The sequence below is a fragment of the Synechococcus sp. RSCCF101 genome (genome assembly GCF_008807075.1).
Taxonomy (GTDB): Bacteria; Cyanobacteriota; Cyanobacteriia; order PCC-6307; family Cyanobiaceae; genus RSCCF101.
The window spans coordinates 2,010,166-2,023,776 of the sequence record NZ_CP035632.1 but is presented as its reverse complement, the minus strand read 5'-3'; the positions used below and the strand labels follow the sequence as shown (position 1 = coordinate 2,023,776).

The 13,611-nt window shown below is 70.6% G+C and carries 12 protein-coding genes, 1 pseudogene and 1 riboswitch; of the genes and pseudogenes, 8 read left to right on the top strand and 5 right to left on the bottom strand.

The features are described 5' to 3' along the window. Positions 1 to 3 precede the first annotated feature (3 nt). Positions 4 to 1,289 (bottom strand): annotated as a pseudogene (egtB, locus tag EVJ50_RS09885) (ergothioneine biosynthesis protein EgtB). A 96-nt stretch (positions 1,290 to 1,385) separates the two neighbouring features. Between egtB and EVJ50_RS09880 the strand changes: the two are divergent. Continuing rightward, positions 1,386 to 3,506, top strand: coding sequence for a protein kinase (locus tag EVJ50_RS09880; RefSeq protein WP_150883757.1), 2,121 nt, complete (start codon positions 1,386 to 1,388; stop codon positions 3,504 to 3,506). Here the strand turns inward: EVJ50_RS09880 and smpB are convergent. After that, positions 3,486 to 3,983 carry an SsrA-binding protein SmpB gene (gene smpB / locus EVJ50_RS09875; protein WP_150883755.1) on the bottom strand — a complete coding sequence of 166 codons (498 nt, stop codon included), beginning with the start codon at positions 3,981 to 3,983 and terminating at the stop codon, positions 3,486 to 3,488. The genes EVJ50_RS09880 and smpB overlap by 21 nt on opposite strands. 49 nt (positions 3,984 to 4,032) lie before the next feature. On the opposite strand from smpB, the gene ruvB reads away from it, so the two are divergent. From ruvB to thiC, 6 genes are all read left to right on the top strand, one after another. After that, positions 4,033 to 5,124: a Holliday junction branch migration DNA helicase RuvB gene (gene ruvB / locus EVJ50_RS09870; RefSeq protein WP_150883753.1), complete on the top strand. Its 1,092-nt coding sequence runs from the start codon at positions 4,033 to 4,035 to the stop codon at positions 5,122 to 5,124. Beyond that, positions 5,121 to 5,864, top strand: coding sequence for a tetratricopeptide repeat protein (locus EVJ50_RS09865; RefSeq protein ID WP_150883751.1), 744 nt, complete (start codon positions 5,121 to 5,123; stop codon positions 5,862 to 5,864). The genes ruvB and EVJ50_RS09865 overlap by 4 nt, the downstream gene beginning before the upstream one ends. Further along, positions 5,861 to 7,063, top strand: coding sequence for an amidohydrolase (locus EVJ50_RS09860; protein WP_150883749.1), 1,203 nt, complete (start codon positions 5,861 to 5,863; stop codon positions 7,061 to 7,063). Before EVJ50_RS09865 ends, EVJ50_RS09860 begins: the two co-directional genes overlap by 4 nt. Further along, on the top strand, positions 7,060 to 7,266 hold the full coding sequence (locus EVJ50_RS09855; RefSeq protein ID WP_225322886.1) for a DUF3188 domain-containing protein: 207 nt from the start codon (positions 7,060 to 7,062) through the stop codon (positions 7,264 to 7,266). The genes EVJ50_RS09860 and EVJ50_RS09855 overlap by 4 nt, the downstream gene beginning before the upstream one ends. A gap of 23 nt (positions 7,267 to 7,289) precedes the next feature. Then, positions 7,290 to 7,877, top strand: coding sequence for a HEAT repeat domain-containing protein (locus EVJ50_RS09850; protein WP_150883747.1), 588 nt, complete (start codon positions 7,290 to 7,292; stop codon positions 7,875 to 7,877). Between the two features lie 44 nt (positions 7,878 to 7,921). Further along, positions 7,922 to 8,013: riboswitch (TPP riboswitch) on the top strand. Between the two features lie 63 nt (positions 8,014 to 8,076). After that, complete coding sequence (gene thiC, locus EVJ50_RS09845; RefSeq protein WP_150883745.1) at positions 8,077 to 9,477, top strand: phosphomethylpyrimidine synthase ThiC; 1,401 nt, start codon at positions 8,077 to 8,079, stop codon at positions 9,475 to 9,477. A gap of 95 nt (positions 9,478 to 9,572) precedes the next feature. On the opposite strand, the gene tkt is transcribed toward thiC, so the two are convergent. From tkt to acpP, 3 genes are all read right to left on the bottom strand, one after another. Beyond that, entirely contained in the window at positions 9,573 to 11,582 is a 2,010-nt protein-coding gene (gene tkt / locus EVJ50_RS09840) for a transketolase (protein ID WP_150883743.1), read from the bottom strand. An 88-nt stretch (positions 11,583 to 11,670) separates the two neighbouring features. Then, entirely contained in the window at positions 11,671 to 12,918 is a 1,248-nt protein-coding gene (fabF, locus tag EVJ50_RS09835; protein WP_150883741.1) for a beta-ketoacyl-ACP synthase II, read from the bottom strand. Between the two features lie 8 nt (positions 12,919 to 12,926). Continuing rightward, positions 12,927 to 13,169: an acyl carrier protein gene (gene acpP / locus EVJ50_RS09830; protein ID WP_150883739.1), complete on the bottom strand. Its 243-nt coding sequence runs from the start codon at positions 13,167 to 13,169 to the stop codon at positions 12,927 to 12,929. A 133-nt stretch (positions 13,170 to 13,302) separates the two neighbouring features. On the opposite strand from acpP, the gene psaC reads away from it, so the two are divergent. After that, the gene (gene psaC, locus EVJ50_RS09825; protein ID WP_011934551.1) at positions 13,303 to 13,548 is read left to right on the top strand and encodes a photosystem I iron-sulfur center protein PsaC; all 246 of its coding nucleotides are present in this window, start codon (positions 13,303 to 13,305) and stop codon (positions 13,546 to 13,548) included. The last annotated feature ends 63 nt before the right edge of the window (positions 13,549 to 13,611 follow it).

Genomic DNA, 13,611 nt, shown 5'->3' with positions numbered 1-13,611 from the left:
GGGCTAGCGAAGGTCGCGGGCGAGACGCACCCCGGCGGCCATCCAGCGGCTGGCGGGGGAGAAGAAGTTGCGATAGGTGGCCCTGGCGTGGCCGGGGGGGTCAGGAAGGCGCTGCCCCGCAGCACCAGCTGGGAGCTCATGAACTTGCCGTTGTATTCACCGACGGCTCCCGCTGCGGGGCGGTAGCCGGGGTAGGGGCGGTAGGGGCTGGCCGTCCACTGCCAGAGCACACCGTCCACCTGCCGGAGGGACGGCTGCCCCGCTGCAGGCCCCTCCCCGCTGCGCTCGCGTGCCACCGCCACCTCCCATTCCGCTTCGCTCGGCAGCCTGGCTCCGGCCCAGCGGGCATAGGCGTCGGCCTCGAACCAGCTCAGATGCCGCACCGGTGCGTCGGGGTGCAGCGGCCGTCGCCCCGCCAGGGTGAACTCCCACTCCCAGCCCTCGGCCGGCCCCTCCCCGCGCCAGTAGCGGGGGGCCTGCCAGCCGCGCTCGGCCAGCGCATGCCAGCCCTCGCTCATCCAGAGCTCCGGCCGCCGGTAGCCGTCATCGGCGATGAAGGCCGCATACTCCCGGTTGCTCACGAGCCGGTCGGCCAGCGCGAACCCCTCGAGCCAGACCCGGTGGCGGGGCGCTTCGTTGTCGAAGTGGAAGCCGTCGTCGCTCTCGGGATCGTGGCCGATCCAGGCCAGTCCCTCCGCATGGTCGATCCAGGCGAGCGGGCCCGGGCAGCGGCCTTCGGCATAGGTCCGCTCCGGTTCCTCCCCGTAGGCCGGCTCCAGGGGCTGGCGGCTGAAGCCGTCGAGCAGATCCATCAGCAGCAGCTCCTGATGCTGCTGTTCGTGCTGGAGGCCCAGCTCCAGCAGCTCCAGCACCCGAGCGCGATCAGCCGGGGCGGTGGCGCCGTCGATGGTCTCGAGCAGCCGCTCCAGGCCGGCATCGACCCGCCCGCGCCAGTCGAGCACCTCGCCGATGGGAGGGCGGGTGAGCAGGCCACGCTCGGGGCGGGGCTGCCGGGCTCCGATGGCCTCGTAGTAGGAGTTGAACAGGTAGGACCAGCGGGGATCGCTCCGGGGCGGATCGCTCAGGTGCGGCTGGAGCAGGAAAGTGTCGAAGAACCAGGTGGTGTGGGCCAGGTGCCACTTGGGTGGACTGGCATCCGCCATGCCCTGCAGGCAGAGGTCCTCCGGTTGCAGCGGTGTGATCAGGGCCTCGGAGGCGGCGCGGATCGAGCGCAGCCGGGCGGCACGAGTCGTCAGACCTCCGGGGACGGTGCGTGGAGGAGCCGTCATCGCCGCCGATCCCCGATGCGCCTCTCTGGACCATAGGTCTCCAGGGCGTTGACACCACCTGTTCCATGGAGGTCTGCCGCGCTCTCTCCTGCCCCCATGCCCCGTCCATCCGAGCTGGGGACCGCTCCCCCTTCCCCCCTGGTTCGGGCCGGGTCCTGCATCGGCGGGCGCTTCGAGCTGGTGGCACCGCTGGGCAGCGGCGGCCAGGGTCAGCTGTGGCGGGGGATCGACCGACTGGCCTCCTCCTCGTCCGTGGTGCTGCGCGGCCTGGAGGATCCGGCCGACCAGAGCCGCCTGCGGGAGCTCTGGCCCGCCCTTCAGGGCCTGCTGCACCCCCAGATCCCCCGCTTCGGGGCACTGATCGAGGAGGACGCCCGTCTCTGGATCGTGCGGGAGTGGCAGGAGGGGCGGACCTACGCCGAGCTGCTTCAGGCCCGTTCCGAGCGGCAGATGGTCTTCGGAGCGGGAGAGGTGCTGCTGCTGCTGCGGCAGGTGCTGCCGGTGCTGAGCCTCCTCCATGGCGAGGGGCTCGTGCACACCGACCTCAATCCCTCCAATCTCCTGCGCCGCGAGCGGGACGGCCTGCCGGTGCTGCTGGATGTGGGCCTGCTGCAGCGTCAGGACGGCCGGGCTCCCGGCCGCGGTGCCACGGCCGGCTTCGCCCCGGCGGCCCAGGGCCGCGGCGACGCGCTCGCGGCCTGGATGGATCTCCACGCCCTCGGGGTCAGCGCCCTGGTGCTCCTCTCGGGCGATCCGCCTCAGCGGCTGCTCGAGCCGACCGATCTCAGCTGGCGCCTGCCCACCGGCCTCGATGGTGAGCCCCGCCTGCGGGATGCCCTGGCGCGACTGGTCAGTGAGCGCCCGGCGGAGCGCTTCCGCAGCGCGGCGGACGCCCTGGAGGCCCTTGAGGCCATCCCCGTGCCCGACAGCACCGGCCCTGTGGCCCGGTCCGACCGCACCGTGCCCCTGGCGCCGGCGGGTGCTCCGGCGGCGGTACCGGACCCCCCGGCCCCATCCCAGCCCCTGCCGCCCAGCCCGGGGCAGCGGGCCCGCGAGCGCGATCAGGCCGCCGAAGGGCGCCTCTGGCCCGTCGTGATCGCGCTGCTGGTGTCCGCCCTTGTGGGCACCGGCCTCGGCTGGCTGCTGCTGAGCCGCGATCAGCCGTCGGCGCGCGAGCCCCGCCAGCCGCTGCCGGAACGTCCCACACCCCGGGCGGAAACGCTGCCGCCCGCCGAGGTGGATCAGCGTCAGGCGCTGCTCAGCCGCCTCAGGGCGCTGCAGGTCGATCGCGGCTGGTTCCTCTCCCTGGTGGATGCCAGCCTGATGGAGCGGTTTCCCGAGCGTCAGGGCCGGCCTCCCTCCGATTCCCTGGCCGACGCTCCCCTGCGCCGGGCCTGGAACGACCTGGCCGAGGAATGGCTGGCCCGGGTCGAGCAGCTCCCGCCGGAGCTGCGCTCCCGTCTCGGCAGCTTCAGCGATGCGGACTGGCAGAAGCGCCGCGCCGATCTCCAGGAGCAGGGCATCAGTGCGGAGGCTCTGGCCCAGCTCGTCTCCAGCAGCGCCGCGTCGATCCTTCCCCAGCGCGCTGGCGGCGGGCGTCCGCCCGAGCCCTTCCGCCAGCTCTGGACCGCGGCCGCCGAGCAGCGTCTGGCCACGGTGGACATCGAGCGCATCGAGGCCCGCTCCGGCCAGCCGCTGGATCTCTCCACCCGCGTGTCGGGTCGCGGGGCCCGGCTGGTGTCCATCGCCGTGCCGGAGGGGCATCAGCTCGTGCTGGGCGTGAACGGCACGCCGCTGATGCGGATGACGGTCTTCGCGGCCGAAGGAGCGGTGCTGGAACCGGATGGTCCTCTGCGCGTGGTGCAACTGCCCGCCTCCGCCGGCAGTCCCGTCCAGGTGCTGATCACCAACGACGGGGTCTCCTCCGGTCTGATCACCCTCTCCTGCCGCGCCGATCCGGATCTCTCCGGAAGCACCGCACCCGCCCAGGTCGCCCCCGGACTCAGGCCCGGATCGGCGGAGGCCGGCGACGGCACGGGTCCCAGCGATTCACCGCGCGGCTCCAGCGGATCGGACGCCCCGCCCGTGGAGGCCCCAGCCGGCGCGCCGGAGCCTCTGCAAGCAGGCTCCGTTTCGGAGCCTGCTCCCGGTCCGTCGGCTGCGGGGTCGCTCCCGGATGGGGCGCCGGAGGGTGGCTCAGAGGCGCTTCAGCGCTGAGCGCACCTCCTTGGCGTCCTGGCGCCGCCGCTCCTCCTGGCGCTTGTCGTGCAGCTTCCGGCCGCGACCGAGACCCACGGTCATCTTGATCCAGGACCCCTTCAGGTGCAGGTTGAGCGGCACCAGGGTCAGCCCCTTCTGCTCCAGGGCGACCCGCAGCTTCTCGATCTCGCGGCGATGGGCCAGCAGCTTCCGCACCCGCAGGGGTTCGTGGTTGAAGTAGGCCGAGGCATGGCTGTGGGGGGAGATGTGCACGTTGTGGAGCTGCATCTCACCGCGACGGATCAGGCAGAACCCGTCCCGGAGGTTGGCCTTGCCGGCCCGCACCGACTTCACCTCGGTGCCCAGCAGTTCCACCCCCACCTCCAGGGTCTCCAGGATCTCGTACTGATGGCGCGCCTGACGGTTGTCCGCCAGCAGGCTGGTCGCTCCCTTGCCGCCGGATGCCCGGCCCTTGCGGCCCTTCCCCTTGCCCATGGCGCTCGCCCCTCTCCCGACCCTATCGAGAGCCCGGTACCGTGCGGCCATGGCCATCGTCTCCTCCGCTGCCGGCCCTCCGGGCGGTCGCCGGACCCCGCCCGGACCGGGCCCGCGGCTGATGGATCCCAACGCCGTGGAAGCGGGGGACGGCGGATCGGAGGCCACCGCTGGGGCCGGTGGGGCCCCGGCCCGCGAGGACCGGCTGCGGCCCCGGCGCCTCGACGACTACATCGGTCAGAGCGAGCTCAAGCAGGTGCTGGCGATCGCCATTGCGGCGGCCCGCCGGCGCGGCGAGCCCCTCGATCACGTGCTGCTGTTCGGCCCCCCCGGACTGGGCAAGACCACCATGGCGCTGGTCCTGGCCGAGGAGATGGGCGTGGGTTGCCGGATCGCCAGCGCCCCGGCCCTGGAGCGCCCCCGCGACATCGTCGGCCTGCTGATGCAGCTGGAGCCCGGCGAGCTGCTGTTCATCGATGAGATCCACCGGCTCAACCGCGTGGCCGAGGAGCTGCTCTACCCCGCCATGGAGGACGGCCGCCTCGACCTGACGGTCGGCAAGGGCAGTGCGGCCCGCACCCGCTCCCTGCCCCTGCCCCCGTTCACCCTGGTGGGAGCCACCACGCGCGCCGGAGCGCTGAGCTCGCCCCTGCGCGACCGCTTCGGCCTGCTGCAGCGGCTCGAGTTCTACCGCCGGGAGGATCTCGAGGCGATCGTGCACCGCGCCGCCGCCCTGCTGGCCCTGCCGCTGGAGCCCGGCGCCGCCGAGGAGATCGCCGGCCGCTGCCGCGGCACCCCCCGCATCGCCAACCGCCTGCTGCGGCGGGTGCGCGATGTGGCGATGGTGCAGGACCGCGGCCGGGTGGACCGGGCCCTGGTGCGGGAGGCGCTCGACCTGCACCGCGTCGATGCCCGCGGCCTCGAGGCCAGCGACCGGCGGCTGCTGCACCTGCTGCAGGAGCGGCACAACGGAGGCCCCGCAGGACTGGAGGCCCTGGCGGCCGCCCTCGGCGAGGACCCGGTCACGCTGGAGACGGTGGTGGAGCCCTTCCTGCTGCAGGCCGGCTTTCTGCAGCGCACCGCCCGCGGCCGCGTCCTCACGGATGCGGCGCGCCGCCACCTCGCCGGGATCGATCCGTGAGCGTCGTCTGGGCGCTGCTGCTGGCGCTGCAGCTCTCCCTGCCCCAGCTGTTCGATCAGGCCCTCACGGCCAGCCAGGAGGGTCGCTTCGGTGATGCCCTGCCCCTGTGGGACCTGGTGCTGGAGCGCAGCCCCGCGGATGCCGCCGCCTGGAGCAACCGGGGCAACGTGCGCCTCGCCCTCGGCGACGGCGAAGGGGCGATCGCCGATCAGACCCGCGCCATGGAGCTGGCCCCCGAGGAAGCCGATCCCCATCTCAACCGGGGCACGGCCGAGGAGGCCCTGCAGCGCTGGAGCGAGGCCAGCGCCGACTACCGCTGGATTCTCGAGCGCGATCCCGAAGACGCCTCCGCTCTCTACAACCTCGCCAACGTCGAGGGATCGCAGCAGCACTGGTCCGAGGCCCGCCGCCTGTTCGAGCAGGCCTCCCTGGTGAGGCCGGGCTTCGCCATGGCCCGCTCCAGCGCGGCGCTGGCGGCCTATCAGCTGGGGGATCGGGCCGAGGCGGAGGCCGAACTGAGGCGGCTGATCCGGCGCTATCCCCTCTTCGCCGATGCCCGTGCGGCTCTCACCGCCCTGCTGTGGAGCCGGGGTGCCGGCGGTGAGGCGGAAAGCAACTGGGCCGCGGCTTCGGGGCTCGATCCCCGCTACCGGCAGCGAGAATGGTTGCTGGCGATCCGCCGCTGGCCGCCCGCCCCCACCCAGGACCTGATGGATTTCCTCGCCCTCGTGAGCCGATGACCGTGGCCCCTGCCGGCTGCGACGGTCTCCTGCGGCAACAGCTCGAGGCCGCCCTGCCCGATCTGATCGGGCTGCGCCGCCACCTGCATGCCCACCCCGAGCTCAGCGGCGATGAGCACCAGACCGCCGCCCTGGTGGCCGGTGAGCTCCGTCACATGGGCTGGCACGTGCGCGAGGGCGTCGGACGCACCGGTGTGGTGGCGGAACTGGGCCCGGCCGGGGCGCCGCTGGTGGCCCTGAGGGTCGACATGGACGCCCTGCCGATCGAGGAGCGCACCGACCTGCCCTATGCCTCCACCCGCCAGGGGGTGATGCATGCCTGCGGCCACGACCTGCACACCACCATCGGTCTGGGGGTGGCCCGGCTGCTGAGCCATCGGCAAGGCGACCTCACCTGCCGCGTGAGGCTGTTGTTCCAGCCGGCCGAGGAGCTCGCCACCGGTGCCGGCTGGATGCGGGCCGATGGCGCGATGGACGGCGTGGAGGCCCTCTTCGGGGTGCACGTCTTCCCCTCCCTGCCGGTCGGCAGCATCGGCGTGCGCTCCGGCAGCCTCACCGCCGCGGCCGGGGAGCTGGAGGTCGAGGTCATCGGCGAGGGGGGCCATGGAGCCCGGCCCCACCAGTCCACCGATGCCATCTGGATCGCCGCCCGGGTGGTGAGCGGCCTGCAGGAGGCGATCAGCCGGCGCCTGGACGCGCTCCAGCCCGTGGTGGTGAGCTTCGGGCGGATCGAGGGGGGCAAGGCCTTCAACGTGATCGCTGATCACGTCCGTCTTCTGGGCACCGTCCGCTGTCTGGACACGCGCCAGCACGATCAGCTGCCGGACTGGATCCGCCGGACCGTGGTCTCCCTCTGCCAGGGCTACGGCGGCGATGCGCGGGTGCGCTACCGGCCGATCGCGCCGCCGGTGCACAACGATCCGGCCCTCACCGACCTGCTCGCCGGCGTGGCCCGTGAGCGGATCGGCGTGGATCAGGTGCTGCAGCTCGAGCAGCCCTCGCTGGGGGCGGAGGATTTCGCCGAGCTGCTGCGGGACACCCCGGGCACCATGTTCCGTCTGGGTGTGGCCGGCCCGGAGGGCTGCGCCCCCCTGCACAACTGCGCCTTCAAACCCCACGAAGACTGCCTGGCGATCGGCATCGAGGTGCTGAGCCTGACCCTGCTGCGCTGGATGGAGCGGCGCGGCTCCCGGGTGTGATCCGCACCCTGCTGGGGCTGGCAGCGCCGCTGCTCGTGCTGATCGCCCTGCTGGGGATGGCCCAGCGTCAGGGGCGCGATCGCCTGCAGGCCGTTCCGGCGCTCCTGATCGGCACCGGACTCACCGCCAGCCTGGCCCTGCAGCGGCGGCGGAGGCGGGCCGCCCTGTTGCAGGCTCTACGGTCGGAGGGATGTGAGCGCTGAGTCCCCGGACTCGGCTGGGCTGGATGGAACCGGATCTGCAGGTCCTGAAGGAGGCGATCGGTTCGGGGGATCCATCCCGGGCTATGCCGGCTCTGGCCCGGCTGCGGGAGGTCCCCGATGAGCAGGCGGTGCCCCTCCTGCTGCTCGGATTGGAACAGCAGCAGTTCCTCGTGCGCTCCCTCAGCTGCGCCGGGCTGGGCGTGAAACGCAGCGAGGAGGGCTGGTCGGCCCTGGAGCGCACGGTGAGTGCGGACGAAGACCCCAATGTGCGGGCCGAGGCGGCCAACGCTCTGGTGAGCTACGGGGTGGTGCGGTCCTGGCCGGTGCTGGTGGCCAGCTTCCGGGCCGACAGCGCCTGGCTGGTGCGCTGCAGCATCCTCTCGGCCCTGGCGGAGCAGGAGGAGATGCGGCCGGAATGGCTGCACGAGCTGGCCGGCCTCGCCGTCGCCGATGGCGACGGCACGGTGCGGGTGGGCGGAGCCGAGGTGCTCGGCCGGCTGGTGCGGGAGGGCGGCGAGCCGGCCGCAGCGGCCCGTGAGCAGCTGCGGGCCCTGCAGCAGGACAGCGATCATCGCGTGGTGGCGGCGGCGCTGAACGGGTTGCAGCCCTGATGCAGCGGTCGCCGGCGCGGCCCGATCGGCGGTTGCTAGCTTTCGGAAGTCACTAGGGGTGCCCGCCCGGGCTGAGATCACACCCTCCGAACCTGATCCGGGTCGTTCCGGCGCAGGGAAGTGCGATCCACAACGCAGCCGGTCTCCTCTCCGCCCTCGGGCGGCTCCCCTGTTCTCCCGGAGTTGAAGGAGGTCCCGCATGCGTCGCGCCTGGATTGAGTCACGCCGCGGACACGCCAACGTGTCCCAGATGCACTATGCCCGCCAGGGGCTGGTCACCGAGGAGATGTCCCATGTGGCGCGGCGGGAGTCGCTGCCCGAATCGCTGGTGATGGAGGAGGTGGCGCGCGGACGCCTGATCATCCCGGCGAACATCAATCACCCCAACCTGGAGCCGATGGCGATCGGCATCGCCTCCCGCTGCAAGGTGAACGCCAACATCGGCGCGTCCCCCAACGCCTCCGATGTGAGCCAGGAGGTGGAGAAGCTTCAGCTGGCGGTGAAGTACGGCGCCGACACCGTGATGGATCTCTCCACCGGTGGCGTGAACCTGGATGAGGTGCGCACCGCGATCATCCAGGCCTCACCGGTGCCCATCGGCACGGTGCCGGTGTACCAGGCCCTGGAAAGCGTGCACGGTTCGATCGAGCGCCTCGATGAGGACGATTTCCTCCACATCATCGAGAAGCACTGCCAGCAGGGCGTCGACTACCAGACCATCCACGCCGGCCTGCTGATCGAGCACCTGCCGCTGGTGAAGGGCCGCCTCACCGGCATCGTCAGCCGCGGCGGCGGCATCCTGGCCCAGTGGATGCTGCACCATCACCGCCAGAACCCCCTCTACACGCGCTTCGAGGACATCTGCGAGATCTTCAAGCGCTACGACTGCACCTTCTCGCTGGGCGACTCCCTGCGACCCGGCTGTCAGCACGACGCCTCCGATGCGGCTCAGCTGGCCGAACTGAAGACCTTGGGCGAACTCACCCGCCGCGCCTGGAGGCATGACGTGCAGGTGATGGTGGAGGGTCCGGGCCATGTGCCCATGGACCAGATCGAGTTCAACGTGCGCAAGCAGATGGAGGAGTGCAGCGAGGCGCCCTTCTACGTGCTCGGTCCTCTCGTCACCGACATCGCGCCGGGCTACGACCACATCACCAGTGCCATCGGCGCGGCACTGGCGGGCTGGCATGGCACGGCCATGCTCTGCTATGTGACCCCCAAGGAGCACCTGGGCCTTCCGAACGCGGAGGACGTGCGCGAGGGATTGATCGCCTACAAGATCGCTGCCCACGCGGCTGACATCGCCCGCCACCGGCCGGGAGCGCGGGATCGCGATGATGAGCTCAGCCGGGCGCGCTACGCCTTCGACTGGAATCGCCAGTTCGAACTCTCCCTCGATCCGGAGCGGGCCCGCCAGTACCACGATGAGACCCTGCCTGCCGACATCTACAAGCAGGCGGAGTTCTGCTCCATGTGCGGACCCAAGCACTGCCCGATGCAGACCAAGATCACCGATGCCGACATTGAGGCGCTGGAAACGGTTCTGAAGCCGCAGGGAGCACAGGAGCTGGCCACCGTGAAGATGGACAAGCTCGATTGAGTCGAAAGCTCCGGTGATCGTTGCTTGTGACGATCACCGGAGCTGCTGGAAACCGGCGGGGGTTGCAACCCCCGCCGGATGTGTGCTGTCCGACGTCAGCCCAGAACGGTTCTGGCCTTGGCGAGAACGTTCTCCACCGTGAAGCCGAATTGCTCCATGCAGGTGCCACCGGGCGCCGAGGCACCGAAGCGGTCCATGGTCACGGTGGCGCCATCGAGGCCCACATACTTGTGCCAGCCGAAGGCTTCGGCCGCCTCCACTGCAACCCGGGCGCGGACCGCGGCGGGAAGCACCGACTCGCGGTACTCGGCGCTCTGCTCCTCGAACAGTTCCATGCAGGGCATGGAGACGACCCGCACCCGGCGGCCTTCCGAGCTCAGCTGGGCCGCGGCCTGGACGCAGAGGTCGAGTTCGCTGCCGGTGCCGATCAGGATCAGTTCCGGTGTGCCGTCGCAGTCCTCCAGCACGTAACCGCCCTTGGCCACCTGAGCGGCCGAGGAGTTGGCCTGGTTGGCCATGGCCTGGCGGCTGAGGCAGAGCACGGTCGGGCGGCGGCGGTTGCTCACCGCCACCTGGTAGGCGCCACTGGTCTCGTTGCCGTCGCCCGGGCGGATCACGAGCATGTTGGGCATGGCCCGCAGGGACGGGATCGTCTCGACCGGCTGGTGGGTCGGCCCGTCTTCCCCGACGCCGATGGAGTCGTGGGTGAGCACGTAGATCACACCCAGTTCACTCAGGGCGGAGAGCCGCATCGAGCCGCGCATGTAGTCCGCGAAGACCAGGAAGGTGCCGCCGTAGGGGATCAGGCCACTGCCGTGATAAGCGATGCCGTTGAGGATGGCGGCCATCGCGTGCTCGCGCACGCCGAAGTGCAGGTAGCGCTTCTCGGGCGTTTCGGGCTGGAAGGACCCCGTCTCGCCCTTGATGTCGGTGTAGTTGGAGTGGGTCAGGTCGGCGGAGCCGCCGATCAGTTCCGGCAGGTTCGGGCCCAGGGCTCCCAGGCAGATCTGGGAGTGCTTGCGGGTGGCCAGACCCTTGTCGTCGGGGGTGTAGGCGGGGAGGGCGGAATCCCAGCCCTCGGGCAGTTCGCCGCGCAGCATCCGCTCGAATTCAGCCGCTTCGGCCGGATGACTCGTGCGGTAGGCCGCCAGGGTCTGGTTCCATTCCGCTTCGAGGCTGGCGCCGCGGTCGAGGGCCTTGCGGAAGTGGTCGTAGGCCTCCTGGGGCACTTCGAAGGGGCCGTACTCCCAGCCGAGCTGCTGGCGGGTGAGGGTGGCCTCCTCCTCGCCGAGCGGGGCGCCGTGCACACCGGCGGTGTTGCTTTTGTTGGGGGAGCCGTAGCCGATGGTCGTGGTGACCTTGATGATCGAGGGCTTGTCGGTCACGGCCTTGGCCGCTTCGATCGCCCGGGCCACGGCGTCCACATCGGTGTTGCCGTCCGCCACGTGCTGCACGTGCCAGCCATAGGCCTCGTAGCGCTTGAGCACGTCCTCGGTGAAGGACACGCCGGTGTCGCCGTCGATGGTGATGTGGTTGTCGTCGTACAGGGCGATCAGCTTGCCGAGCTTCAGATGGCCGGCCAGGGAGCAGGCCTCGGAGGCGACGCCCTCCTGGTTGCAGCCGTCACCCATCACCACATAGGTGTAGTGATCCACCAGGGTGCTGCCGGGGCGGTTGAACTTCGCCGCCAGATGCGCCTCGGCGATCGCCAGACCCACCGCGTTGGAGATGCCCGCACCCAGGGGGCCGGTGGTCACCTCAACGCCGGCGGTCTCGAAGGTCTCGGGGTGGCCGGGGGTGCGGGAGCCCCACTGGCGGAACTGCTTCAGGTCGTCGAGACCCACCGAGGCATAACCGGTGAGGTGCATCAGGGCGTACTGCAGCATGCAGCCGTGACCGGCGGAGAGCACGAAGCGGTCGCGGTTGAACCAGCGCGGGTTGGCCGGGTTGTGGTGCAGGAAGCGGTCCCAGAGCGCGAAGGCCATGGGTGCAGCCCCCATCGGCAGGCCCGGGTGGCCGCTCTTGGCCTTGTTCACCGCGTCCACGGCGAGGAAGCGGATGCTGTTGACGCAGAGGGTGTCGAGCGAAGCGGGAGCGGCAACCATGGATGTTTGAGTCGTTTTTCGATGCAGTGAGTCTGAAGGATGGACCGGGAGAGACTCTGTCGCTCACCCGGTCGCTGGAAGCCGGCGATCAGGCCATTCGACGGAACGCCAGACAGACGTTGTGGCCGCCGAAGCCGAAGGAGTTGGAGAGAACGGCGTTCAATGTCAGATCACGGGCCTCATTGGGCACGTAATCCAGATCACAGCTCGGATCCGGCGTGTGCAGGTTGATCGTGGGTGGCACCACCCCGTGGCGCATGGCGAGCACGCAGGCCACGGCTTCGATGCCGCCGCTGCCACCGAGGAGGTGGCCCGTCATCGACTTGGTCGAGCTGATGGCCACCTGCCGGGCCCGCTCGCCGAGGGTGGTCTTGATCGCTGCGGTCTCGTTGGTGTCGTTGGCCGAGGTGCTCGTGCCGTGGGCGTTGACGTAGTCGATCGCCTCCGGCTCCAGCCCGCCGTCCTCCAGCGCCAGCCGCATGGCGACGGCGCCTCCGGCTCCGCCCGGGGCGGGCGCGGTGATGTGGTGGGCATCGCAGGTCATGCCGTAGCCCACCACCTCCGCCAGCACGTTGGCCTGGCGGGCTTCGGCGTGCTCGAGCGTCTCCAGCACGAGAATGCCGGAACCTTCGCCGATGACGAAGCCATCCCGCTCGGCATCAAAGGGCCGTGACGCTCCGGCGGGGTCGTCATTGCGGAAGGAGAGGGCCTTGGCGCTCGCGAAGCCGGCCACACCCAGCGGGGTGATGGCGGATTCGGCACCACCACAGACCATGGCATCGGCCTTGCCCAGCTGCAGCAGCCGGAACGCGTCGCCGATGGCGTTCGACCCGGCGGCGCAGGCGGTGGAGCAGGCCGTGCTGGGCCCCCTGGCCCCCAGAGCGATGGCGGTGAGGCCGGCCGCCATGTTGGGGATCATCATCGGCACGGTGAACGGGCTCACCCGCGAGGGGCCCCGGTCCGCCAGCACGTGGGCCTGACTCTCCATCATCAGAAGACCGCCCACGCCCGAACCGATCGAGACGCCGACCCGATGGGCGTTGGCCTCGCTGATCTCGAGCCCGGCATCGGCGAGTGCCTCCTTGGCGGCCACCACCGCGAACTTGCAGAACCGGTCCCAGCGCTTCGATTCCTTCGGCTCCAGCACGCCCGTGGGATCGAATCCCTTCACCTCAGCGGCAAAGCGGCAGGCATGCGCCGAGGCATCGAACAGTGTGATCGGCGCACCACCGCTCACCCCTGAGGTGAGGCCCTCCCAGTAGGCGTGGACGGTGTTGCCGATCGGTGTGACCGCCCCGAGGCCCGTGACCACGACGCGGTGGAAGCCCTCCCCCATGGAGCCCCTCAGGATTGCTTGCTTTCGATGTAGGTGACGGCGTCGCCGACGGTGGCGATCCCCTCAGCGGCCTCATCGGGGATCTCGATATCAAAGGCCTCCTCCAGAGCCATCACCAGTTCAACGGTGTCCAGGGAGTCGGCGCCCAGATCGTTCTGGAAGTTGGACTCAGGCTTCACCTCGCCCGCATCGACGCTCAGCTGCTCAGCGACGATCTTGCTGACCTTGGCGAGGATCTCTTCCTGGGACATGGCCTCTGAAATCGGAGCGGGCATCTTACGGGCCGGCCCGTTATGAACAACGGTGACGGCCTCCCGTGCCTTCTGTAACGGCCCCGGACAGCACGGGTACGGTTGCGGCACGCCGTTCGTTTTCCGGCCGGGAATGTCCCACTCCGTCAAGATCTACGACACCTGCATCGGCTGCACCCAGTGCGTGCGGGCCTGCCCCCTCGACGTGCTCGAGATGGTGCCCTGGGATGGCTGCAAAGCCGGCCAGATCGCCTCCTCCCCCCGCACCGAGGACTGCGTCGGCTGCAAGCGCTGCGAGACCGCCTGCCCCACCGACTTCCTCAGCATCCGGGTCTATCTGGGTGACGAGACCACCCGCAGCATGGGTCTGGCCTACTGAGCCCCGGCGGCATCGGTCCTCAGCCATAAGCTCGGACGCGATCTGGTCCGGGCTTTTTTTGTC